Source organism: Dactylosporangium sp. NPDC000244 (genome assembly GCF_040300725.1).
Classification (GTDB): domain Bacteria; phylum Actinomycetota; class Actinomycetes; order Mycobacteriales; family Micromonosporaceae; genus Dactylosporangium.
The window spans coordinates 1-24,786 of record NZ_JBEPEH010000047.1; the positions used below are offsets into that span (position 1 = coordinate 1).

A 24,786-nucleotide genomic window follows, 5' to 3' on the forward strand; every position below is an offset into this window, starting at 1 on the left:
CCTCGTCACCCACGAACCCCGCGTCGCCGCCTACTCCGACCGCGAAATCGTCGTCCGCGACGGCCGCGCCCTGGACCTGGAGCGCGCCCGATGAGACGCCAGCTCAGCCAGCTCGGCCTCGGCGCCCGCCTCGCCCTCAGCGGCGGCCGCGAAGGCCTGTTCCGCACCGCGCTCACCGCCGCCGGGGTCGCGCTCGGCGTGGCCGTGCTGCTCCTGGCCGCCTCCCTGCCCGGCATCCTCGACGGCCGCCACCACCGCACCGACGGCCGCGACGACATGCACTACGGCGACACGCCGGCCGCGAGCGCCACGAGCATCCTGTCCGAGCCGGTGTTCAGCTCCTACCACGACAAGTCCGTCCAGGGCCGCTTCGTCAAGGCCGAGGGCGACCACCCGATCCTGCCGCCCGGCGTGATCGCGTGGCCGGCCGACGGGCAGATCGTCGTCTCCCCCGCCCTGAAGACGCTGCTCGAGTCGCCGGACGGCCGGCTGCTGCGCGAACGGTTCCCGCAGCCGATCGCCGGCACCATTGGCAAGGAAGGCCTCTCCGGCCCGAACGAGCTCTACTTCTACGGCACCCGCGACTCGCTCGCCGAGGGCCAGCCCCGCGTCATGCGGGTCACCCACTACGGCTCCGACTCGCCCAACAAGCGGCTCGACGCCTTCCTGCTGCTGCTCACCGTCGTCGTGCTCGTCGCGCTGCTGCTGCCCGTGGCCATGTTCGTCGCGGCGGCCACCCGCTTCGGCGGCGAGCACCGCGACCGGCGCCTCGCCGCGGTCCGGCTCGTCGGTGCCGACACCTGGATGACCCGCCGGATCGCGGCCGGCGAGGCCCTCGTCAGCGCCACGCTCGGGGTGGTGCTCGGAGCCGTGCTGTTCGCCGCCGCGCGCCCGTTCGCGGAGCGGTTCGAGGTCGCCAGCCTGAGCGTCTACGGATCCGACATCACCCCTGGCCCGATCATGGCCGCGCTCATTGCCGCCGGGGTACCGCTCGCCGCCCTCCTCATGACCGTCTTCGCGCTGCGCCGCGTCGTCGTCGAACCCCTCGGCGTCGTGCGCCGCGCCACCAGCCGCACCCGGCGCCGGGTCTGGTGGCGGCTCCTGCTGCCCCTCGTCGGCCTCGCCCTGCTCGCCCCGCTCTTCGGCACCAAGGCCGCGACGTTCAACGTGTGGCAGGTCAGCGGCGGCGTCATCCTGCTGCTCATCGGCGTCTCCACGCTGCTGCCCTGGGTCTTCGACCGCATCGTGCACCGCCTCGGCGGCGGCTCCCTCGCCTGGCAGCTCGCCCTGCGCCGGCTCCAGCTCTCCGGCGACAGCGCCGTGCGGGCCGTCAACGCGATCGCGGTCACCGCGGCCGGCGCCATCGCGCTGCAGATGCTCTTCGCCGCCGCCCAGCAGGGGTACACCAGAGGCACCGACTACGACGTCGCCCGGGCCCAGGCCATGCTCCTCACCTACACGACCGACGGCTCGCACGCCCGCACCGCCGCCGACATCGACGCCACCGTCCGCGCCACGCCGATCGTCTCCGGCTCCCACACCCTGCGCGGCGGCTTCGGCGAACTCGGCGACAACTCCTTCGAGGTCGTCGTCGCCGACTGCGACACCCTGCGCCTGCTCGCCGACCTGCCCTCCTGCGCCGACGGCGACGTCTTCGGCATCGGCTCGATCAGCCCCGCGACCGAGGGGGACACGCCGCCCGAGTTGACGAGCCTCGGCGGCCAGAGGATCACCCTCGGCGACGACGCCGAGCCGTGGACCGTCCCCGGCCCGGTGCGGCCCGCCACCGTGCGCGCCGACCCGAGCGGCCAGGAGCACGCCGGCCTGCTGCTCACCCCGTCGCGCGCCCCGGCGCCCGGGCGCGTCCAGCGGTTCGTGACCTTCGTCCGGTACGACACCAACGCCCCGGACGCCGACGAGCTGATCCGCAACGCCGCCGGCCGCATCGACCCCGTGACCGACGTGTCCATCCTGCGCGCCACGCGCACCGACGCGACCTTCTCCAGCATCCAGCGCGGCCTCTACGCAGGCACCGCCGTGGTGCTGCTGCTCGTCGGCCTCAGCCTGCTCGTCGCCACCATCGAGCAGCTCCGCGACCGCCGCCGCACCCTGGCCGCCCTTGTCGCGTTCGGCACCCGCCGCGGCACCATCGGCCTGTCGATCCTCTGGCAGACCGCGGTCCCGGTCGCGCTCGGCCTGCTGATCGCCGCCACCCTGGGCATCACCGTCGGCGCGGTCCTGCTGAAGATCGTCTCCGAGCCGGTCCGGCTCGACTGGCCGAGCATCGCCGGCGTCACGGGCATCGCCGCGGCCCTGGTCCTGCTGGTCACGGCGGCGAGCCTGCCGCCGCTGTTCCGCCTGATGCGCCCCGAGGGCCTGCGCTTCGAGTAACGCCGGCCCGAAGCCTCGTCGCACGGCCGGCGCCGAATCGCCCCACCGGCGACTCGCTTTACCCCCGGGGCCGTGGGGTAAAGCGCTGCGGCGCCGACCTCTGCGGACCATCTTCGCCGCCAGCTCTCCACCGCGCGGCGCCTTGCACGCATCAGACCATCCCCGCGCAGGCAGGGAGCACTACCAGGGCACGGTGGCGGCGCTCGTGCCGGACCGGACCATCCCCGCGTGCGCGGGGAGCACGCGCCGCCCACGGCCCGCTCCGCTGGGGCTGGGGACCATCCCCGCGTGCGCGGGGAGCACAACCTCGTGCTCGCGCTGGCCGGGGCGCTCGCGGGACCATCCCCGCATGCGCGGGGAGCACAACGCGCGGAGTTCGGCGATCTCAGCCTCGTCCGGACCATCCCCGCGTGCGCGGGGAGCACAGCCTCATCTCGCGTCCGTTCACCTTCGCCCGGGGACCATCCCCGCATGCGCGGGGAGCACTACGGCCAGACCCCCAGCGTGACCGTCCACGTCGGACCATCCCCGCGTGCGCGGGGAGCACTGCGGGAAGTCGACGCCGGGGATGCTGTTGGCCGGACCATCCCCGCCTGCGCGGGGAGCACCTGCGCTGGATGCTGGTCAACCAGGTCTTCTCGGGACCATCCCCGCCTGCGCGGGGAGCACTAACGCCCACAGAGCCTCCGTGACGCCGGTGTCGGACCATCCCCGCCTGCGCGGGGAGCACAGAACCGGGTTGGTCCGGGGCGGCCGTACACGGGGACCATCCCCGCCTGCGCGGGGAGCACTTCGCCAGGTCGTCGGCGAAGTTCACCGTCACGGGACCATCCCCGCCTGCGCGGGGAGCACTCCACTCAGCCGTCGTCTCGACGGCGAACCCCCGGACCATCCCCGCCTGCGCGGGGAGCACGACGACGCCACCGGACCCCGGTGGCGTTTCTGTGGACCATCCCCGCCTGCGCGGGGAGCACGGCCGCGGCCGTACTGGTCCGCCCACTGCGTGCGGACCATCCCCGCCTGCGCGGGGAGCACAGCCGGTCAGCGTTCTTGCGGTCGTCGCGGGCCGGACCATCCCCGCCCGCGCGGGGAGCACAGCCGGTCAGCGTTCTTGCGGTCGTCGCGGGCCGGACTATCCCCGTCTGCGCGGGGAGCACGGGATGTACTTGAGTGGATCGACGGCCGCCCCGGGACCATCCCCGCCTGCGCGGGGAGCACAGCCCCTCGACGCGCACCCGGACGCCCTTGGCGGGACCATCCCCGCCTGCGCGGGGAGCACCGCTCGTAGTCGTCATCCGAAACGACCCGCCCGGGACCATCCCCGCCTGCGCGGGGAGCACCGAGCGAATGACCGCCCACACCGTCCCGCACCCGTTGGACCATCCCCGCCTGCGCGGGGAGCACGGCGACGATCCGGGCGGCAAGCAGCGGTAGCCGGGACCATCCCCGCCTGCGCGGGGAGCACGAGGGCGGCATCGACGCCCAGCGCATCGGCGACGGACCATCCCCGCCTGCGCGGGGAGCACTCCCGGTCGGTGGGCCGGTGCAGGCCGAGCAGCGGACCATCCCCGCCTGCGCGGGGAGCACTTGCAGCAGCGCTACGACGAGATGAACCAGACGGGACCATCCCCGCCTGCGCGGGGAGCACACTTCCTGACCTGCATCGGTAAAGATCAACTTCGCCGATTTCATTTACTTGCAGACTACGACGAGATCGTTCCCGGGCCGCTCAAGGTGGCGGAGAATGACGGCTCCAATCGTGAGCGATACTACCTCGCTCGCTGGCAGGACCTACGATGCCGCCGACCTGCCGGCGGCCGAGCCCATCTGCCACACGGGCAGCCGCTCGCTCCCCAGCGGCCGCATCTGTCGGTGGACAGCGCGCATCACCGAAACTTCGGCTGCGGTTGATGATCCGTCGCTGGACTGTGGTCGAACTTGCGCTCAGCTGGCATCCGACGGGCGTACGCGTTGGGAGCGGACGACACGACGTGCACGAGTCGCAGAAAGCCGGGGTCGCCGCTACCTCCGCGACGAAGAGGACCCCGTAGCGGTTTCGGTGCGGGGCTCTTGGGCAGTCAGGCGGCGGCCGTACAAAGTACAGGCGCCGGTGGCCGCCGTGCGTGCCCGGCGTCGGCTCGTGTACGCGCGGCCGTCCGGGCCGAGCAGGGTGTAGCTCATTCGGCGTCGTGCATGACCAGGCCGAGTGCGTAGCGGGTGCCGTCGCGCACGATGCTCACGCCGTGGCGGACCGGCGCCGCGGTCCAGCCTCGGGCCGAGCGCACCGGGCGGTCGCGCGTGGTGAACACCAGGCCGTGGCCCCGCACCAGGGGGACCGTCGTGCCGCGGGACTGGGCGCGCGGGCGCTGTTCGACCAGCATGAACTCGCCGCCGGTGTAGTCGGTGCCGTACTCGCTCAAGCCGATCACCACCTGCAGCGGGAAGACGAGCTCGCCGTACAGGTCGCGGTGCAGGGCGTTCCAGTCGCCGGACTCGTAGCGCAGCAGGATCGCGGTCGAGCGGCGCTGCCCGGCCTCGTGGCACATCGCGGTCCACTCGTCCAGGGTGTCGGGCCACGGGGCCGGGCGCCGCAGGCGGGCGGCCCAGTCGCGGGCGATCGACAGCAGCTGCGGGTACAACTGCTGCCGTAGTTCTTCGATCAGTGTCGGGTAGGGGCGCCGGAAGTATTTGTAGCGGCCGGAGCCGAAGCGATGGCGCGCCATGTCGACGGTCGAGCGGAAGTGGTCGTCGTGCTCAAACAGCGCGGCGAGTTCGCGGCAGTCGGCGTCCTCGAGCAGCCGGCCGATCGGCGCGCAGCCGACGTCGTCGAGGCCTGCGGAGATGGTCACGCCGCCATCGTGTCGCGGGCGGGGGCCTGGTGGCTTGCGGGAATCGGACTTCGCATCGGACCCTGCATCGGGGCGGCGGGCTCGCGCAGGGTGCGCGCCACGAGCCAGCTCGCGACCGGCAGGGCAATCATCGACGCGCCAGCACGACGACCACAGATCGCGTACGTAGCCCGGGGCACCCTCACCATCACGACCGACCGGGCTCATGTGGGGTTCGGACCATCCCCGCATGCGCGGAAGCACCGACGCCGGCTGCGCTCGGTCCTGCTCGACCGAGGACCATTCTTGTGCGCGGGGAGCATGATGACCTGCGACAGCCCGTCGTTGAACGGTCGGGACCATCCCCGCGTGGCGGGAAGCGTGTCCGCAACCTGACCGCCGATCCGGAAACTGCGCGGACGCTCCCGCGTGCGCAGCGAGCGCAGACTCCGCTCCCGTACGGGACCATTCCCGCGTGCGGGGAGCACACCGAACCGCAGCTAGCGGCCTGGTGACCCTGGGGACCATCCCCGCGTGCGCGGGAGCACGTTCCGGCCGAGGCAGCCTTGATCGGCGTCCGCGGACCATCCCGCGTGCATGGGGAGCGCGGCACGTCCCGGGTCGAAACGATGATCGCCTGGGGACCATCCCCGCCTGCGCGGGGAGCACCATTCGTCGGTCAGGAAACGTGTCCCGGTCCTTCGGACCATCCCCGCGTGGGCGGGGAGCACTCGGACCCCCGCCGGGTGCGTGCGGCGTGGCTGGGACCATCCCCGCGTGCGCGGGGAGCACGAGATCTGGGACGCCACCCCGACCCGCTGGGTGGGGACCATCCCCCGCGAGGGACCATCCCCGTGCGCGGGGAGCACGCTCGTCACGCCTTTCGAGGTGGACGGTTTCCAGGACTATCCTCGCGTGCGCGGGGAGCACAGGTCGGCCAGGTACAGCAGGCCCTGCATCCCGAACGGGTCGAAGCGGGCCCGGTTGCGGGACCATCCCCGCGTGCGCGGGGAGCACTGCCCGCCCTGGGGCCGGCTGACCGTCCACCGGGGACCATCCCCGCGTGCGCGGGCAGCACAGCGTGAGGCCGGCGAGCGCTTTGTTGAGCGCAGGACCATCCCCGCGTGCGCGGGGAGCACGGTGGCGATTCGGGTATTCGTGTCCGTTTCTGCGGACCATCCCCGCGTGCGCGGGGAGCACTGCGCTGTGTCGTCGACCAGAAAACGCCGCCTGAGGACCATCCCCGCGTGCGCGGGGAGCACTTCGTGGTGCGGTTGACCGCGTGGGCGAGCTCGGGACCATCCCCGCGTGCGCGGGGGAGCACGGGCCGCTACTGGACAACGTCCACGCCGAGTCGGGACCATCCCCGCGTGCGCGGGGAGCACCAGCTGTACGGGGCGAAGCTGGTCCGCCCGTCGGGACCATCCCCGCGTGCGCGGGGAGCACCCAGCGGTGTGTGTGGGCGAGTGCCTGGTTGACGGACCATCCCCGCGTGCGCGGGGAGCACGGCGCCAGCGTCACCCGCGACGCCGGCTGCCTGGGACCATCCCCGCGTGCGCGGGGAGCACTTTTGCGTGGCCGTGCCCGCGATCGCGGAAGGGGGACCATCCCCGCGTGCGCGGGGAGCACATCGAGAAGGCCAACTCGGTTCCGGGCGTGAACGGACCATCCCCGCGTGCGCGGGGAGCACACCCGGTCGCGGGACGCGCAGGACGCGCGCGAAGGACCATCCCCGCGTGCGCGGGGAGCACTCCAACTCGAACCCGAACGGACGGCCCGAGCCGGGACCATCCCCGCGTGCGCGGGGAGCACGGTGATGCTGACACCCAACGGCGGTTGTCTCTGGGACCATCCCCGCGTGCGCGGGGAGCACGAGCACGAGCTCGGCCGTCGGCTCGGGGCGCGGGGACCATTCCCGCGTGCGCGGGGAGCACGATGACGAGTTCGACGCCCTGATGCGGCACGCCGGACCATCCCCGCGTGCGCGGGGAGCACCCCTTCGAAAACCCCGACGCGGACCTGACCGTGGGACCATCCCCGCGTGCGCGGGGAGCACACGGCGACGAAGTTCCGTGCGCGGCCGGCGTGGGGACCATCCCCGCGTGCGCGGGGAGCACCTCGGACTTCTACAACCCGTTCCCGACAGTCAGGGACCATCCCCGCGTGCGCGGGGAGCACACTTCTTGACCTGCGGCGCAGAAGATCAGCTCTGCTCGCTTTCTTCACTTTGGCCGCGACGCTGGCTGGGGCGGCGGCCGAATCGGCGGCGTCGGGCGGCCTTGCTCAGCCCGATGGCATTGCCGCGTTGTAGATCGGGTCGGCGGGACGTCGGATCAGGGTAATGCCGTCCAGGTTCACCGGCGTCCAATGGTGATCATGTACCTCGATTGAGAGTCGCTGTTCGCCGTTGGTCTGGTAGACCATCAGTGCCCGCCCGGGTCCGGCCATGTCGATCACCCGTGACCACAGCCTGCGACGGACGCGTGTGCTGATGTGTCCGATGTACACGCCGGCGGAAATCTCCAGGAGCCATTGGGTCAGGTGGCCGCGGAGGCCGGGTGGGCACGCGGTGAGGATGATGACGGTCATCAGAAGTCGATGTCCTCTGTGCCTGCGTGGTTTCGGCCGGAGGGTATCTCGATGCCGTTGTCGTCCCACAGCCTCAGTGCGTCATCTTCGTCGATCGGACCGGTTGGCTGGGGTTGCAGGAGCAGTGCTCGAATGTCGCGGACGCAGCGGGTGAGGATCGCGCCGTCGTGGACGCGGTCGCGGACTGCGCGGCGGGTGTCCGCGCCGATGTCGGCGGAGTCGCTGGCCGCAACGTCGAACGCGACTGGGATGGTGATGTCGGCCTTGTACAGGTCGGCGATGTCGTAGACGAAGGCTCGCTCGTGTCCGGTGTGGACGAAGCCGAGGCCCGGTGCCGCGCCCAGCGCGACGATGACGGCGTGGACGATGCCGTACAGGCAGGCGTGGGCGGCGGACAGGGCCTGGTTGATCGGGTCGCCGGAGGCGAAGTCGTCGCGGTCATACTCGCGTTGGTTCCACGGCAGGCCGGTCAGGGCGGCGTGCTCGCGATACGTCCGGCGTACTCGCGCGCCTTCCTTGCCGCGGAGTTGCTGCATGGTCAGATTGCTCGTGTCCTCTCCCGGGAATCGCATCGCGTACATGCTGCGCGCCACGGCAAGCCGGCGGTCGCGGTGGCTTACCGCCGCGGCTTGGGCGATCAGCAGCCAGCTGGAGGCGGCGAGGGATCTTCCGTGGGCGTAATAGCGAACGCCCCGCTCGCCAACCCATACGGCGGTGGCGCCGTGGTCGGTGAGCAGGGCTATGGCCTGGTGCGTGACGCTGGTACCGGGGCCGAGGAGCAGGACTCCGATGGTGGCGGCCGGGATGTGGACGATGCCACGGTCGTCGGTGGCGGTGATGGCGTTGCTGTCGCGGTGGATGACGGCGCGCTCGAGGTAGATGAAGCTGATCCGGTCCTCGGCGCGGGTCAGGTCGGGCAGGTCTGCCGGTGGGACGCCGGGGATCTGCATGGTCAGGTTGCTGGGGCGATGGTGAGTAGTCCGCAGCCGTAGGCCTTGGCGTGGCCGATGCCCTGGCTCAGCACCTGCCGGAAGGCCTCCGGGTCGGTGACGTCCAGGACACCGTCGAAGGTGGCGGTGGTGAGGGTGACGGTGCTGGTGCGGCGTTTGAAGGTCAGCGTCTGGCGGCGGCGTACGACGACGTTCGGCTGGCCGTCGTGCTGCGCGCCGATGGTGAAGCCGCATCGGGTCGTACGGTCGAGCAGCCACTGGATCTGCTCGGCCGGGCGCAGGCGGCCGAAGCGCTGGGTGTCGGTCGAGGTGGGGGTTTTGCGGCCGTTGTGGACGGGGTTGGCGGTCAGCCGGAATGCCCATCGCTGGCCGGGCTGGAGGGCAGCGAGGAGCCCGTCGTAGGCGCGCGTGGTCCACGCCTCGGCGGTACCGAGGGTGTGGGCGCCGGCCTGGTCGACGAGGTGAGTGAGGTCAGGACGGCCGGGACTGACGAGGTAGAGCTGGACGGTGCCGTCGGCGGTGGTGTCGAGGCGCCAGAGTGCTCGGGCTCCGGGCCGGTCGTGGTCTTCGGGGTTGGTGAAGGCCGCACGGACCGCGGCGTGCATGGCCTGTGGTGAGGCGAGGAGTTTGCGGGCTCCTCGGCGGGCGGTGTCGATGGTGAATCGGGTCAGGTACAAGGTCAGCCTCCCAGCAGGCTCAATGGGTCGTGTTCGGCTGTGTCGGCTCGTGTGCTGTCGGAGTTGGTGATGGTCACGTGGCTGCGGTGGACGGCCCGCCAGGTGTGCTGCCGGTGCGCCGGGTCGAAGCTGACCGGCACGTCGGGGATCGTCTCGTCGATCGGCTCGCCCGGGCGGGCGTCACGGATGATTTCGAGCCGGACGGTGTTCGCCGCGCGTTGGCGGTACCAGTCGGCGGCCAGCCAGGGCCAGGTGGTGAGTGCGTCGTCGAGCGTCTCGTCGTGGACACCGAGGCTGACCGGGCCGCCCGGCGGGAAGCTACGGCGGCCGAGGTAGAGCGGAAAGTGCGGGCGGTGCAGCGCTTCGTCGAGGCCGGTGAGGAGTCGTAGGTCGCCGCTGACGGCGGCTAGGAATGCCGCGTCGGCGAGGTAGAAGCGGTAGGTGAGTGGTGCGGACTTGCCGTCGGCGGTGTGTGCGGTCTGGAAGTCGCGCATGATCCGGCCAGGCTGGTCGAGGCGGACGCCGAACTCGAGGCTGAGAAGGTCGGTGAGCGGCTCGGTGCGCCGGATGCCCTTCGCCGCGGCGAGCAGGCCGATGACGCCGCTCTTGGTCGGAGCGACCTCGGTGTTGCGGCGGGCGAATCGGCTTCCGGCTCCCCATGCCTGCATCGGCCCCGCGAGGCGAAGCAGGAGCACGCTCATGCCGGTACGCCGAGCGCCGCGCCGACCTGCTCCCCCACGCTCGTGACGAGTGCCTGGAACGGAACGGCCTCGGCGATGTCCGCGAGTGCGGCGGTGTTGTCGCCGACGTGGGTCACCCAGCTGCGTATCGGCAGCTCGCCGTAGGCAGTCTCGACGTCGCGGACGTGCGTGGCCAGTGCGCAGGCGGCGAGGCGGATCCGCCCGGCGGCGTCGCTCGCGCCGATCGGTGTCTCGAACGCCCCGACGAAGTTGATCGGCTGGGTGTCGCGGACGCGGACGAGCACCGCATCGGGCAGTGTCCGGTGCGCGAAGGTGTTCTGCTTGCCGGTGGGCACGCTACGGGCGAACGCGGTCACGAACGCTTCGACGGCGGCGCGGGTGGCGGCGGCGTCTCCGAGGGTCTCGAACAACGCGTCCACGTTGATGGTCGCGTACCGGTAGAGGGTCGAGGAGTTGAACTCGACGGTGCCGATCATGCCCGCCCCGGTCTCGGCGGCGTCGTGTTTGCGGTCGTCGACGGCGGTGAAGTAGTCGTACTCGTTGTCGACGGCGTGGACACTGATGGCGTGGGCGACCTGGCAGGCGGCGTCGACGTTGATGTCGGCCATGTCGGCGAGCATCCGGCCGAACATGGCGATGTCGACCGAGTGGTCGGTGTTCGCCAGCTTCTTCAGCGTCGACTTGTCGAGGGTGCCGCCGGCGCGGGTCGTCTCGACGGTGTAGGCGGCTATGTTGTCCAGCTGGCGGCGGCTGAGGAACAGCAGGTAGCTGGACTCGGCGTCTTTCGTCTCGCCCTTCTTCTTCTCGACCTTGGCGAGGCCGGCCGCGACGAGCGCATCGGCAGCCAGGGCGGATGACGCGGCGCCGTCGCGGTCGGGGTCCAGGGCGGCGATGCGGGCGGCGAGGGACTCACCGACCCGTTTGGTGCGTTCGCCGAGTTGCGAGGCGTCCAGCAGGTCGCCGAACGCGAGCCGGACGGCACGCTTCCAGGCCTGGCTCGATACCCGGGCCCGCCGGACGCCGCCGTACATGGCGGTCTTCGGTGAACCGGTGTCGTCGCGGTTGAGGTTGCTCGGCGGGACGGTTTGCAGGATGTGCAGGTCGATGATGGTGCGGTTCATGCGGAGCGCTCCTCGGGGTTCGTGGTCGCCGGTTGGTCGGTGCCGTTCTCGTTCGGCTGGCTGCGGAAATACTCACGTCCCCAGATGGCTTGGATGTCTGGGCGACGTTCTGGCTTGCGGAGTTTGCGCAGGTCGTCGGCGATGAGGCCGTAGTCGAGCGGGATCTGGTGCTCCCGCAGCATCGTGACGAGGCTGCGAAGGTGGTAGATGCTTTCGGGGTAGGTGCTGGCAGTGCCGAGGGCCGCGAAGCGGCGGCGCACGCCCTCGGGCCCGGTGCTGGCCCGTGCGAGTCGCGCCAGCGCCTGTCCGAGGCCTTGACCATTGGTGTGCATCCGTTCGCTGCGGGACTGCTGGTGCAACGCGAACAGGGTGATGGCGTCGTGGACGGCGTACTCGGTGTCGGCCGGGATGGCGTCGTCGGGCGGCCGGAAGCCGAGGAGGTCGTCGGGAACGGCGAGGTGGGTCGCGAGGGTGTAGTCGAATCCGGGGGTTCGTCCGACGCCGCGGCGGAGCCGGGCAAGGGTGCTGACGGCTTCTGGACGGGGCGGCTGGCGCAGGGCCTGTTCCTGCAGCGCCACAACGACGCGCGCGACGTGGTCGCCGAGCGCCTCTCGGCGACGGCCGGATCTTCTCGGCGGTCCGGCGTTTGGTTGTTCGGTGGCCGTCGTCATGGCCGTACCTCCTGTGGCTGGGTCTGGTCGGGCTGGGCGAGGATGCCTGCCGCCATGGGCAGTGCGCGCGCCAGGCCGGATCGGAACCACACCTCGGCCTGTGAGCTCGAGTAGTGCAGCTCCCGGCCGTTGCGGTCCTGCTGTACGCGGCCGACCCAGGCGGCGGGGCCGGCGGCATCGACGAGTTCGCGGCCCAGGCGGGCGATGGCCCGGCGCACCGTGCGCTGCCAGGCGGCGCGTTCGGCCGCGGCGTCGCTGGAAGGCCCGAGTCCGGCGAGCCAGTGCCGGAACGCCCGGTCCAGGAGTGCGTAGCCGCGTTCGGCGGCCCGTTCGGCGGCACCGTCGTCGGCTGATCCGCCCGCGGCCCGGGCGAGGTTGGCGGCCAGGGTGCGCAGCACCTTGACGGCCTGCTCGGCGTCGGTGGCCGAGTCCACCGCGGCGGTCCGCAGCGCTGAGCCCTCGACCAGCACCAAGACGTTCATGGTCAGGGCGTCGCCGTAGACGTCGTCGACGACGGCCTGCTGGGTGCCGTAGGCCATGCTGGTGGCGCGTGAGCGGACCTGGTAGGCGTCGGAGATCAGACCGGTGACGGTGAGCTGGGCGAGCCATTGCAGGACCATCGGGGACAGCCGCTGCGCGGGTTCGTGCTCGGGCGAGGGCGGTGGGAGGAGGGTTTGCAGGCCGCGCCAGAGCGCTCGTGTGGTGTCGTGCGGGCGGGGCAAGTACACCGGCGTCCGCTTCTGCTGTTTCTCCCGGGCACCGCTGCGGCCCCAGACGCTCATCGGCTCCAGCAGGTGCCGGTCCTGCCAGTCGAACTGGTCTCCGTAGGAGATCATGGCTCCGGTGATGCCGTCACGGTCGCCGAACAGCCGAAGCCGCCGTGCCTGCCAGGTGTAGAGGCTCAGCAGTCCGCGGGGGCCGCCTGCAGCAGCTGGGTCCGCGGTGGCGTTGCGGGGTTGCAGTTCCCAGGCCGGTACATCGTGTTCGTCCTGCTGCCGCCAGCCCGGGGCGATCGGGATGAGATTGAGCAGCAACGTCTCCCGCAGCGTGCCGCCCTCGAGATGGACGCCGCCGAGGGCGCCGGCCGGTGCGACGCCGAGCGGCGGCTTCGCGTACACCTTGCCGCCTTGGACCCGGGGATCGCCGACGGCGCCGGTCTTGATGCCGGACGGGTCGTAGGCCTGGCAGTGCACGAGCCAGCGGGCTGCTTCCGCCGGCGTGATGAAGGCCAGGCCGCGGCCGGCCCGTGCGGTCAGGAACGGCAGATTGTTGGGGACGTCGGCGATCAGCCGCTCGAGTCCGAATGCGCCGTCACTTGCCGCCCGCAGATCCGCGACCTGGTAGAAGGGCTGCTCCGCGTGCAGCAGGTCGAACCGGTCGCGGAAGGCGTCCAGGTACTCGGTGATGTCGTGCAGCGGCAGAGTCGGTTCCCGCCACAGCGCCTGCCAGCTTGCGATACCTGGCGGGCCGTCGGTGGCGCGGTGGAGGATGGCAAGTACAAGCCGCAGGATGGCGAACGTCTGGCTGGGCAGTTCGCAGGCGAGCATGCGAAGGTCCTGGGCCTGCTGGAACAGCTCACTCAGGCCGACGTCGCGTCGCCGGCCGTCTGTGTCCAGGACCGGGATCCAGGGTTCGTCGATCAGGGAGAATGCTGGTCGTGGGGGGCTGGTCACGGCACCTCCATGCCGATGGCGGGTGTCAGGCGATGCGCGTCACGCGCAGGCCCTCGTCGGGGTCGTAGTGCAGGTCGAAACCGGCGACGGTGGCGTGGCCTCCGGTGTCGATGTCGAGGACGAGTTCGCCGGCCAGCCAGGGATTCTGCTGCCAGGCGCTCAGATCAGTGCGCGATTCCAGTTCGGCGATGACGTCGTCGATGTGCTCGGCGGCGGTCATGGTGCGCGGCAACGGCAGCGTGCACCGGGCGATCCGCCGGGGCAGCGGTCGCGCGGGTTCGTCAGCAGTCGGGACGGGTGTTCCGCCGTCGTGGAGCCACGGCGGGAGCACCAGGCCTTCAGCGGTGCGGACGAGCAGGAGTACCTCGAGAGTTTCGCCGTCGGTGTCGCGGACGTGGCCCTGGGCGATGCGGTCGTCGGTGTTGCCGACGCCGCCGGAGAGCCAGTTGATGAGCGGGGTTCCGCGTTCGGCCGGTTCGGCGAGCCGGTAGGCCTTTGCCTTGTCCTCCTTGGCGGCGGTCGTGTCGGCGTCGCGTTGTGCGGCCGTGGCCATCGACGGTTGCCAGCCTGGCGGGCCGACCGCCGCGCCGCTGTAGGCGGACTGGGTGAGGGGTGCGATGTCGGCAGGAAGGCGCAGTGGTGTGCCGTCGAGGTGCGGCAGCAGGACCGCGGCGGCGCGGAGCAGGGTGGAGGGCTGGTAGACGCGGCGTGAGCCGGCGACGGGCTGTGGCGGTTCCTGGGTCCAGTCGGCGCCCGTGATCCAGCATGTTGGTGTCGTGACGCGGGGCGGGCGTCCGGCGCGTGGATGGCGGTGCAGGCGGCCGATGCGTTGCAGGATCAGGTCCACCGGTGCGAGGTCGGTGACGAGCAGGTCGAAGTCGATGTCGAGGGACTGTTCGGCGACCTGGCTGGCGACGACGATGTGGCGTTCCGGGCGGGTGGTGTCGCCGGGCGGGCCGAAGGCTTCGCGGAGCCAGCGGTCTTTGGCGGCGCGGTCGATGGCCATGAACCGGGAATGCGCCACGGATACCGGTGTGCCGTGGCCGAGTGCTGCGCGCAGGGCATCGGCGGTCTGCTGGACCCGGGCGACGGTGTTGCGGACGATCAGCGCGCAGCCGCCGCCGGCGAGCCGTTCCTGGAGGAGATCCGCGAGGGTGGCGGGGTCGTCGGCGAGGCGGCGGAGGTGAACCTCGGTGTCCCGGCCGGAGCCGGCGCAGCTGGTGGCGGTGGCACCGCGTTCGACGGTGGAGACGGTGACGAGCGGATAGCGCAGATCGGTGCGCTGGGCGGCGTACCGGTCGGTGACGGGTTTGCCGCGGTCGCGCCAGGTGGGTTTCGGGGGCGGACCGAGCCGGCCGTGGTCGTAGGCCTCCATCAGGGCAGCGCGCCGCTGGGCGGGCAGGGTTGCGGACAGTACGACCACGGGGACGCCGTAGCTGCCGAGCCATTCCAGGGCCCGGTCGAGGAACTGGGCCATGTAGACGTCGTAGGCGTGGGCCTCGTCGATGACGACGACTTTCCCGGCCAGGCCGAGATGGCGCAGTACGAGGTGCCGGCCACGCAGCGCGGCGAAGAGCAGCTGGTCGATGGTACCGACGACGAAGCTGGACAGCATGGTGCGTTTGGGGCCGGCCAGCCAGGTGTGGACACCGATGTCGGCGCCGCCTTCGTCCTCGGCGATGCCGCTGGGCAGCGCGGTGTACCGCAGCCGGTCGTATTCGGGGTTGAGGGCGGCCTTGCCGTGGGCGAGGCGGACGTCGCGGTTGCCGCGGCCGGGCTCGGCGTCGGGGAGCCGGCGCAGCCAGGTGAGGATCCGGCCGAACATGGCGTCGCTGGTGGCCCGGGTCGGGAGTGCGAGGTAGCAGCCGGATGCGCCGGTCCGCCGGGCGAGAATCTCGACAGCGGCGAGCGCGGCTTCGGTCTTGCCCTCCCCCATGGCGGCCTCGACGATCATCATGCCGGGCGTCGGCATGGTTGCGGCGAGCTCGGCAACGGCTCGTTGGACCGGGCGTGGGGTTGCACCCGGCGGGAGGTCGAATCGGGCGGCGAACATGGTGGCCGCGTCGGCGGGTGGTACCGCGGGCTGCCAGGGTTCGGGCAGGTCCAGGATTTCCCAGCCGGTGTGCAGGCGGCCGGTGTCATCGCGGTCGAGCAGGTATGGGAAGTATTGCTCATTGCTGGCGATCCAGTCGGCGACGATGACGAGGCCGGTCAGGGCGGCCTGGACCGGCTGCGACAGCGGCGCGTCCTGCCATTCGGTGAGGCGGTCGCCGGCGCCAATCCGGTCGGTCATCCAGGTGAGCAGTTCCTGCTGTACCTGTTGCCAGGGTGAATCGCCGAGGAGATGCTTGCGAAGGTTGACGCCCTGGATGAGTTCGTGGGTGGGCGGCACGCCATGGTGGCCGCCGACGACCACGGCGTAGGGGTGCGGGTTCTCCCAGTCCTGGCCGCGAAGCCAGTCGGCGAGGATGACGTGCCCGGCGACGGCGTGCGGGGCGAGGTGCCGGTCGGCCTGAATCTGCGCGAGAGGGTAGGTGAGGCCGTGGTCGCGCATGCGTGCGGCATAGGCAGCCGCCTGGACGGCGAATGCCGGTGTCGCTTTTCCGATGTCGTGGATGCCGGCGAGCCAGGCGGCGAGTGTCCGGCCGTCGGCGGCACCGCCGGGCAGTTCCTCCGCAATGAGGTTTTGGACGGCGGGGCTGAGCCAGTGGTCCCAGAGATTCGCGGCGACGTCGGCGGTGTCGGCGAGGTGCCGCCACAACGGCAGCCAGCCGACCGGCGATGTGCCGGTGCGGTCGGTCTTGCCCCAGACGGAGCGGGTCGCATCACTGAGCGGCGGCCTGTTCACTGTCCTGCTCCTGCGAGTGCCGGCAGGAGGGTGCTGGGGGCGCCGCTGTGGGACAGGTAGACCACGTCGCGGGCCCGGGTCATGGCGACGAACAGCAGGCACCGCTCGCGTTGCAGATCCTGTTCGTGGGCTTGGGCGTCCTCGGCCCGGGGTGTGACCGCGGTCAGCGCGGGCAGCACGGTGGCGTCGAGGCCGACGACGGCGAGGCACTGGAACTCCAGGCCCTTCATGCGGTGCATCGTCGCGACCCAGACGCCGTCGGTGCCTCGCCGGTCGTCGGCGACGTCGATGTACGCCTCCTGCAGCACCTTGGTGATCGCGGCGACGAGGCTGTTGGTGCGGGCGGCGACCCCGATGGCGTGCGGCTCGACGCCCTGGTCGATCCACGTGCCGACCCGTTCGATGAGCGCGTCGAGCTCGCCGTCGCGGTCGGCATGGGCGGTCAGGGCCGGCGCGCTGCCGCGGGTGACGGCGTGGTAGCCGCGCAGCGTGTCGTCCTCGTCGTCGAGTCCGACGACGGTCTGCCCGTTGAGGATGTCGACCGCGTAGCCGAGGATCTCCCGGGTGGTGCGGTAGTTGACGGTCAGCCGGTGTGACCGGCCGCGGGTCTGGATGCCGAGCTGCGCCAGCGACACCCGGTTGTCGTAGATGCGCTGGTACGGGTCGGCGAGCAGGAACAGGTCGTCGGGTGCGGGCGGGACGAGGGCCCGCAGGAGTCGCCATTGGGCCGGATGCAGATCCTGCGCCTCGTCCACGACGATGTGCCGGTAGGACCGCGGTGTCCGGGTCACGATGTCGGCGGCCTCGTCAGCGAGCTGAAGGTGGGTCCGTAGGCCGCGCCTGGCAAGCTGGTCGACGGCGTGCTGGATCGCGGCCCAGACCTGCGTGCGCTGGGGCGCCCGCAACGCGTCGCCACGGCCGGACCGCACGGCGCCCAGGTACGCGTCGACATTGGTGAGCCGGCGGGCGAGGATCACCTGCTCCCATTCCCGCCGCAGGAACGCGCCGCTGTACCTGGCCACGCGGCCGGCCCGGTTGACGTAGGTGGGACCTGTGGCGGCGGCCTCCGCCCAGAGCGGATCGAGCACGTCCTCACCGGCCACCTTGACCTTCCGCGTGGACGCGACGATGTCGTAGGCGAGTTTGTCGATGCTGATGACGTCGATGCGGCCGCGTACCGCGGGGTCGTCCGTGAGCCGGTACAACTGCCGGTCCAGCGCCCCTGCGAGCGCCCGGGTGAAGGTGGTGAGCAGGACCTTGGAGCCCGTGTTGGGCAACCGGCCGGCCAGGAAGGTGGCCCGGTGCACGCCGGTGACGGTCTTGCCGGTGCCGGCGCTGCCCGTGATGAGCGCGGGGCCGCTGTAGTGCGCGCGGTAGGCCACGGCGCGCTGCAAGGGGTGCAGGAAGACGCGCCACAGGTCGAACGGTCGCGCCAGGATCGCGGCGAGTTCGACCGGGCCTGAGACGAACATGATGCGGTCGGGGGTCCGGCGGGCAGCCGCGGTCAGATCGTCCGGATCGATGTCGCCGGCGTCCTGCCCGGCAAGGATCTGCTCCGCAAGTTCGGCGGCTACCTCAGCGGCGGACATGCCTGATGCGAGCCCGGTCAGGACGGTCGCCTGCACTTCTGGCAGAAGTCTGCACAGCGCTTCGACCTGCTGGTCGCCGTTGACGCGGCGCACGAGCGGGATCAGGTCGGGATCGATACCGAGTCGCTTGAGGTCAACGGCGGATGTGCCGTCGAAGGTGCCCCCGGCGGTCGCGTCGTCGGGCAGGGTGCGGGCGAACTCCTCGATGCCGGCCTGGTCGCGGACCTCGAGTACGCCGAGCGCCTGGTTGACCGTGAATGTCCGGCTGATGGCGTACGCGTTGGCATCGTCGTGCGGCAATACGTCCTTGAGCAGGTACCTGGCCTCGCCGAGGGCCACCACGATGCCCCGCCAGAACCGCGAGATCCGGATGGTCCGGACGTTCGGATCGCGGGCTCCGGCCAGCTTCTCCAGGTGCAGCCCCGCGTGGGTGTGCTCGGCGAACTTCCGGATCGCGGCGTCGACTCCGTGCTGCACGGAGCGTTCGAGCCTTGCGTAGCGGCGCAGGAACTCCGCATCGATGGCCAACTCAGCCATACCACCCTCCCCCGCAGGCGTTGAGTGACATCTGCGGCGGTCATCATATTGTGAACACTGACCACAAGCAAATGCCTTATGGATAGTCTTCACGAACCGCCGGGCTGCATCGACGGCCCGAACGGCCGGGCGATTCCGGCTGCCGTCGCTTCGCTACACTCGCCGAGTGCTGGCGGATGCCCTGCTCAACGACCGGTACCAAGTGGCCCGCCTGCCGTTCGCGCACACCGGTATGAGTGAGGTCTGGCCGGCCCAGGACACACTGCTCGGCCGCCGGGTGGTCGTCAAAGCCGTCGGCAGCGCCACGGATGTGAACCTCATGCGCCGGTTCCGCCGCGAGGCACGACTGACCGCCCAGCTCAACCATCCCGGCGTGCCAGCCGTGTACGACCTGGGGCAGCACGAGGGGCGTCTGTATCTCGTGCTGCAGTACATCGACGGCATCACGCTCGATGACCTGATCGCCGAGCACGGGCCCTTGCCGGTCGCATGGGCATCTGCGATCGGTGCGCAGATCGCGAGCGTGCTGATGGCGGCTCGACCGTCCGGCCTCGTGCACCGGGACCTCAAGCCCAGCAACATCATGGTCGAGCCGAGCGGCACGGTGAAGGTCATCGACTTCGGCATCGCGGCAATCCGTGGCGACCGCCGGTACTCGCGTATCACTCGCACCGGCGAGAGCGTCGGCACCTTCGGGTACATGGCGCCGGAGCAGGTATTCGACGATGCCATCGATCAGCGCACCGACCTGTACGGGCTCGGCGGCACACTGCACTACCTACTGACCGCCGAGCCACCGTTCGACGACGACATCACCGCCGTCCTGGTCCATCGACAGCTGCAGGAAGCACCACCACGTCCATCAGAACACCGTTCGGACGTCCCAGTGGCCATCGACGATCTGATTCACGCGCTGCTCGCCGCCAAGCCCGACGACCGGCCAGCCACCGCGGAAGTGGTCTACGACATCCTGGCAGCGCACGCCGGTCCGCCCCCTCGTCTGCCACGCGTCATCGCCGAGGGAGTCGACCCGGCGTTCGCCTACGTGTCGGCCGTGACCGGCCGTCGTACATCCGACGACGACACGGCGGCCAGTACTCCACCGCGCGAGTCCGACCTCGAGTACGCCACTGCGGATGCACAGCAACGGATCGAACGAGGCGAGTACCGAGCGGCCGCCCGCCTTTGGCGGCAGCTCGCCGCCCGGCATCGTGATGAGCACGGCCCCGCCCACCCGCTGGTCGTCGACTGCATGGTGCAGGTTGCCCGCGCCCATGTCGCGCTCCGTGAGCCAGAGCGCGCACGGCGGATCCTCGACCGCCTGCTCCAGGATCGGCTGCACGCAGCCGACCCCGACGATCCGGTGGTACGACAACTACGGGACGAGCTCGCGCGGGTACCCCCTCCCGGCTGAGGCCTGCACCGGGTCGCGGTCGATACAGACCGATTGCGGATCACTGAATCGGCGTGGCAGCAGTACCGCTTTCTGCTCCGGGAAACCCCCACGGCCCCGGAAGGCCAGGGCACAGGTCTGCCCTCGGATTTCGGTGGCCAGCGCCTGGCGCGCCAGCGGCGTATACAACCGGCAGTGCTTCAGCCAGGCCGCTTCCTCGCCATGCGCATCGAACCCGCGGCCGCTGGCGCCGTGCCCGAATGCGTCGTGCACCGCCCGGAACATGTCGTTCTCACCGTCGCTGAGGTACGGATGTGGATTGCCGCTGGCGGCGCTCGAAAAGACGCGTAGCCGCCGGGCGCGGAGATCGTCCAGGAGTGATTCGGCGTCCGAATACGGGTCGTCGTCAACGGCTCGGATCGTCATGCCGAGTCCGCCATACTCGATGCGGCCGATCAGGAAGTGGTACTGCCGCAGAGTTTGTACGCTCAGCGCAGCATAGGCGTCGAAGGCGAACGGGTCGCGCGGCGGCGCAGACATGTACGCATCGGCGATCTCCGCTCCTACGAGCGGATCGAGGCGCACCTGCTCGTAGGGAACCGGGTCATGGCCGAGGCCGCCGAGTCGGCGGACCCCATCAGCCAGATACGCAACGGCCTCGTACGGCGGAGCCGGAGGTGGCAGCGTCGGTACGAACAATCGTGTTCATGGTCCTCCTTCAATCGTCAGTGCCGGACGGACCTCGCGTCTCGCCCGTGTGGATCGCAGCGCCGCCCGGAACGACACCGAGCTCACGGCGCAACACTTCGCCGAGGATGCGGATCTCCGAGACTCGGCGGTCGTGCGCGAGCTTCGCGAACTTTCCGACGGTGGTACTCCGACCTCGCCGCGCCATGGCCCCTCCCGGCTCTCGAACGTCGCCACGCCAGCATACATCTGTGAACAGTGACCACAAAGCGTTTTCTGGTGGTACTGTTCACGCGTGACTGAAGATCGGCGCGGTTCGACCGGCGACGCTACTCTGACCGCGAGCGGCATCGCCGAGCTCGCCGGCGTCGGCCGTGCTGCGGTGAGCAACTGGCGCCGCCGGTACGCCGACTTCCCCCCGCCGACCGGCGGGACACCGGCCAGCCCCAGCTTCAACGCCGCCGAGATCGAGGAGTGGCTTCGCCGCCAAGGCAAGCTCCGCCAGGTCAGTGCCGAGCAGCTCACGTGGCGGCACATCGAGAGCTACCAGCCCGCAGCACAGATCGGTGATGCGCTAGGCATCACCGGGGCATACCTGCTCGCTGGCCCACAGCCCGGCGTGATCACACCGAAGCAGCTCATCACCCGCCTCCGGTCGATCGACCCCACACTCGCCGCAGCCGTCCGGCGCATCATGCCCGACCGTTGGACGCCACAACTGCAAACACTTCTCCGGACGGTCGACGCACTCGCACAGCAGGAGGATCCAGAGACCGCCTTCGAATACCTGCACGGCCGGTACGTCAGCTCCGCCCAGTCCATGTCGGGACTCGCCACTACCCCCGACCCCGTCGCGGAGATCATGCTCGACATCGCCGGGCCCAGCCCGCAGATCCTCGACTTCACGTGTGGAACAGGCTCGATCCTGCGCATCGCGGCCGACCGGGCACTGCGGGCGGGCACCAGCATCGCATGCTTCGGTCAGGAGATCAGCCAGGACTACGCCCTCATCGCCCTGATCCGGCTGTGGTGCATCAAACTCCGCGCGACGCAGCCCGCCACAACCCCGCACATCCATGTCGGCGATAGTCTCCTCGCCGACGCCTACACGACCCTGCGCACCGACGTCGTCGTCGCAAACTTTCCCTTCGGCATCCACGACTGGGGCCACGACCGGCTCGCGTACGACCCCCGCTGGGTCTACGGCATGCCACCCCGCACCGAACCGGAGCTCGCCTGGGTCCAGCACGCCCTCGCGCACCTCTCCCCCGGCGGCACCGCCGTTGTGCTCATGCCACCGGCCGCGGCCGTCCGCCCGGCCGGCCGCCGCATCCGAGCCGAACTCGTCCGCCGCGGCGCGTTACGCGCCGTCATCGCCCTGCCCGCCGGCCTCATGCCGCCCGTCGGAATCGGCCTGCACCTGTGGGTGCTGGTCCAGCCCGACGAGCACAAGCCACTCACTGATCGATTGCTTTTCATCGACGCCAGCCGAGGCGAACAACCGCTGCGGGACGTCGTGCCAGCCGCGTGGCACGCCTTCCGTGAAGGCCAACTCGCCGAAACAGCAGGCCTCAGCGGCGCAGTGCCCGCCATAGCGGTGCTCACGGACCAGGTCGACCTGACACCCCAGCGCTATCTGCCTGCACCACCCGGCCCAGCGACGAATCCCGGCCAGATCAAGGTCGACGTGTTCCACTTCGACCAGCTTCTCGTCGACATCTCTCGAGAACTTCCCGCGGTCGAGCCAGCGACGTCCGCCACGCTGGGTACCGCGCCACGGGCAAGCCTCGCCGATCTTATTCGTGCCGGCAGCATGACCATCCTGCGTGCGCTGCCCCGTGGCCGCACAGCCACCGACAGCGCTGCACTCACCGTCGTGGACGTCATGGCCGGCACCGGGCCCAGCGGACATGCCGTCCCTGCCGCGGACCACGACGAAGCATCACCTCGGGTGCAGGCTGGCGACATCCTCCTCCCCGTCGCGGGTCGCGAGGTCGTCGCCCGGGTCGCCACTGACGCGCAGGTCGGTGCGGCGCTCGGCCAAGGAATTCAGGCGCTGCGCATCGATCCCAACCTCTTCGACCCCTGGTTCGTCGCGGGCCTGCTCGCCCGGGAGGACAACGCTCGCGCGGCCGCCCGGACCTCCGGCGCCAGTGGCGGGACCCTCCGCGTCGACCTCAGGCGGCTTACCATCCCGGTGCTGACGATTCAGGAGCAACGGGTCTACGGGGAGGCCTTCCGCAGACTGGACGTGTTCCGGCTTGGTCTTGAGCGGGCGGCCGCTGCGGGCGCCGCGTTGGCTCGCAGCATCGGAGAAGGACTCGCTTCGGGCGCGCTCAGCGTTCACGATCGCAACGACCGGTCGCCGAACCGCCGCTAGGCATTCACTTCGAGGAGCGCGGGCCTAGCGTCCGCACGATGCCGACGAGCACGGGACCATTGCCACGCGTGCGGGCTCGACAGGGCAGGGGTGCCGGCCCGCTAATGGTCCAGGGGCACGAAACGACTTGCGCAATGCTCGGCGTCGCCTCGACCGGTCGCGACCCTGCGCACGCTGGCTCAGCTCGAGACCATCCCGCGTGTCCGGAGCGCGTCTGGCCAGGTGCGGGCGAGTCGGGACCATCGCCGCGTGTGCGAGGAGTATGGGATGCGCCGCGCGTGGTCCGTCGTTCGCTGGTCCGTGGTCGCGCATACGGTAACCGCTAACGGACGACTTGCGCGCTGGCCAATACGGACACCGCAGGGATCACCTCGGGTGCGGCACTTCCCCCGCCGTCGGCAGCCTCCCCCGACGGGAGCATCCCCACATGCGCGGGGAACACACGGCGACCAGGCTCGCCCGCCCCATCATCGTCGGACCACCCCCGCATCAGCGGGGAGCGCTTCAGGCCGGGCAGGAGCACGGCGAACCCCGCCGGACCTCCTTGCAGGTGCGGGGACCACAGCTTGCCCGACTTGTCGGCCGTCTCGATCCACGGACCATCCCCGCATGCGCGGTGAGCACCCCGTCAGGTGCTTCGCGTTGAACCAGAAGTCGGGACCATCCCCGCATGCGCAGGGAGCACAACTCCCACGGAGAGGTGGGCCCGGTGCCCGTCGGACCATCCCCGCATGCGCGGGAAGCACTGGCGCTTCGGCGTCCAGTCGATCCCGTTCAGCGGACCATCCCCGCGTGCGCGGGGAGCACGACGTGAGCGTGATCAGCAACGCGCGATTCGTCGGACCATCCCCGCGTGCGCGGGGAGCACTCGAGCCCGACACCGACGAACCGCCACCGCTCGGGACCATCCCCGCATGCGCGGGGAGCACTCGGCGTCGAACACGCCGCCCGTGAAGACCTTGGGACCATCCCCGCATGCGCGGGGAGCACCATCCAGCTGCAGGGCCAGGGCGCCGCCGGCACCGGACCATCCCCGCATGCGCGGGGAGCACCCGTTCAAGACGGTATGGGATCGGCCGAACCCGGGACCATCCCCGCATGCGCGGGGAGCACGCATGCGCTGGTACCAGCGGACACCTGACTCGGGGACCATCCCCGCATGCGCGGGGAGCACTACGTCGACGAGGTGTCCTTGGTTCCTGAGTCGGGACCATCCCCGCATGCGCGGGGAGCACGCAGCCGGCGCCGGTCCGGCAGCGCTCGAGCAGGGACCATCCCCGCATGCGCGGGGAGCACACCGACCCCGTGTGGCTGGCAAAAGTCAAGGACGGACCATCCCCGCATGCGCGGGGAGCACGTGCGCAGCAGCCGGGCTGCCTTGGTCAGCAGGGGACCATCCCCGCATGCGCGGGGAGCACAGCCGTCGTTGCGGCCCTCGGCGTCAGCCACGGGGACCATCCCCGCATGCGCGGGGAGCACTCGCAGTGGAAGTCGATGCAGGCGTCGGTGCCCGGACCATCCCCGCATGCGCGGGGAGCACAAAGCGGGGTCACTGGCCGGAACCCGCTGAAAGGGACCATCCCCGCATGCGCGGGGAGCACTTGATCTCGGCGAAGTCCGCCGGGGTCAGGTCGGGACCATCCCCGCATGCGCGGGGAGCACAGTCCATTGAGCGCCCGGGCGGGGGAGATCCGCGGACCATCCCCGCATGCGCGGGGAGCACGGCCGACATCAAGGCCCGGTTGGCGGAG

At 70.8% G+C, this 24,786-nt stretch carries 14 protein-coding genes and 3 CRISPR repeat arrays; of the genes, 3 read left to right on the plus strand and 11 right to left on the minus strand.

The window, feature by feature from the left end; translation table 11 throughout:
• The first annotated feature begins 90 nt into the window (after positions 1-90).
• Entirely contained in the window at positions 91-2,391 is a 2,301-nt protein-coding gene (locus tag ABT369_RS47325; protein ID WP_350623362.1) for an FtsX-like permease family protein, read from the plus strand.
• Positions 2,392-2,606: 215 nt separating this feature from the next.
• Positions 2,607-4,039: direct repeats of the CRISPR family, unit length 28 nt; unit sequence GGACCATCCCCGCCTGCGCGGGGAGCAC.
• Between the two features lie 529 nt (positions 4,040-4,568).
• Here ABT369_RS47325 and ABT369_RS47330 read toward each other — a convergent pair.
• The 10 genes from ABT369_RS47330 to ABT369_RS47375 all read right to left on the minus strand — a co-directional run bounded on the left by ABT369_RS47330 (position 4,569) and on the right by ABT369_RS47375 (position 18,575).
• Positions 4,569-5,240: a 2OG-Fe(II) oxygenase gene (locus tag ABT369_RS47330; protein WP_350623364.1), complete on the minus strand. Its 672-nt coding sequence runs from the start codon at positions 5,238-5,240 to the stop codon at positions 4,569-4,571.
• An 881-nt stretch (positions 5,241-6,121) separates the two neighbouring features.
• A CRISPR array of direct repeats spans positions 6,122-7,397; the repeat unit is 28 nt; unit sequence GGACCATCCCCGCGTGCGCGGGGAGCAC.
• A gap of 105 nt (positions 7,398-7,502) precedes the next feature.
• Positions 7,503-7,808, minus strand: coding sequence for a type I-E CRISPR-associated endoribonuclease Cas2e (gene cas2e, locus ABT369_RS47335; RefSeq protein WP_350623366.1), 306 nt, complete (start codon positions 7,806-7,808; stop codon positions 7,503-7,505).
• The gene (gene cas1e / locus ABT369_RS47340) at positions 7,808-8,758 is read right to left on the minus strand and encodes a type I-E CRISPR-associated endonuclease Cas1e (protein WP_350623368.1); all 951 of its coding nucleotides are present in this window, start codon (positions 8,756-8,758) and stop codon (positions 7,808-7,810) included. Before cas1e ends, cas2e begins: the two co-directional genes overlap by 1 nt.
• Before the next feature lie 2 nt (positions 8,759-8,760).
• Positions 8,761-9,435 carry a type I-E CRISPR-associated protein Cas6/Cse3/CasE gene (gene cas6e, locus ABT369_RS47345; protein ID WP_350623370.1) on the minus strand — a complete coding sequence of 225 codons (675 nt, stop codon included), beginning with the start codon at positions 9,433-9,435 and terminating at the stop codon, positions 8,761-8,763.
• A 2-nt stretch (positions 9,436-9,437) separates the two neighbouring features.
• On the minus strand, positions 9,438-10,136 hold the full coding sequence (gene cas5e / locus ABT369_RS47350) for a type I-E CRISPR-associated protein Cas5/CasD (protein ID WP_350623372.1): 699 nt from the start codon (positions 10,134-10,136) through the stop codon (positions 9,438-9,440).
• Positions 10,133-11,257, minus strand: coding sequence for a type I-E CRISPR-associated protein Cas7/Cse4/CasC (gene cas7e, locus ABT369_RS47355; protein WP_350623373.1), 1,125 nt, complete (start codon positions 11,255-11,257; stop codon positions 10,133-10,135). Before cas7e ends, cas5e begins: the two co-directional genes overlap by 4 nt.
• The gene (gene casB / locus ABT369_RS47360; RefSeq protein WP_350623375.1) at positions 11,254-11,928 is read right to left on the minus strand and encodes a type I-E CRISPR-associated protein Cse2/CasB; all 675 of its coding nucleotides are present in this window, start codon (positions 11,926-11,928) and stop codon (positions 11,254-11,256) included. Before casB ends, cas7e begins: the two co-directional genes overlap by 4 nt.
• Positions 11,925-13,601: a type I-E CRISPR-associated protein Cse1/CasA gene (casA, locus tag ABT369_RS47365; RefSeq protein WP_350623377.1), complete on the minus strand. Its 1,677-nt coding sequence runs from the start codon at positions 13,599-13,601 to the stop codon at positions 11,925-11,927. The genes casB and casA overlap by 4 nt, the downstream gene beginning before the upstream one ends.
• 25 nt (positions 13,602-13,626) lie before the next feature.
• Positions 13,627-16,449: a CRISPR-associated helicase Cas3' gene (gene cas3 / locus ABT369_RS47370; protein ID WP_350623379.1), complete on the minus strand. Its 2,823-nt coding sequence runs from the start codon at positions 16,447-16,449 to the stop codon at positions 13,627-13,629.
• Complete coding sequence (locus ABT369_RS47375) at positions 16,446-18,575, minus strand: UvrD-helicase domain-containing protein (RefSeq protein WP_350623381.1); 2,130 nt, start codon at positions 18,573-18,575, stop codon at positions 16,446-16,448. Before ABT369_RS47375 ends, cas3 begins: the two co-directional genes overlap by 4 nt.
• Positions 18,576-18,741: 166 nt before the next feature.
• On the opposite strand from ABT369_RS47375, the gene ABT369_RS47380 reads away from it, so the two are divergent.
• Entirely contained in the window at positions 18,742-19,989 is a 1,248-nt protein-coding gene (locus ABT369_RS47380; RefSeq protein ID WP_350623383.1) for a protein kinase domain-containing protein, read from the plus strand.
• On the opposite strand, the gene ABT369_RS47385 is transcribed toward ABT369_RS47380, so the two are convergent.
• Complete coding sequence (locus tag ABT369_RS47385; RefSeq protein WP_350623385.1) at positions 19,951-20,667, minus strand: hypothetical protein; 717 nt, start codon at positions 20,665-20,667, stop codon at positions 19,951-19,953. The two genes, ABT369_RS47380 and ABT369_RS47385, sit on opposite strands and share 39 nt — an antisense overlap.
• 283 nt (positions 20,668-20,950) lie before the next feature.
• On the opposite strand from ABT369_RS47385, the gene ABT369_RS47390 reads away from it, so the two are divergent.
• Positions 20,951-23,035, plus strand: a complete 2,085-nt coding sequence (locus ABT369_RS47390) for an N-6 DNA methylase (protein WP_350623387.1) — start codon at positions 20,951-20,953, stop codon at positions 23,033-23,035.
• 596 nt (positions 23,036-23,631) lie between these two features.
• Positions 23,632-24,758: direct repeats of the CRISPR family, unit length 28 nt; unit sequence GGACCATCCCCGCATGCGCGGGGAGCAC.
• The last annotated feature ends 28 nt before the right edge of the window (positions 24,759-24,786 follow it).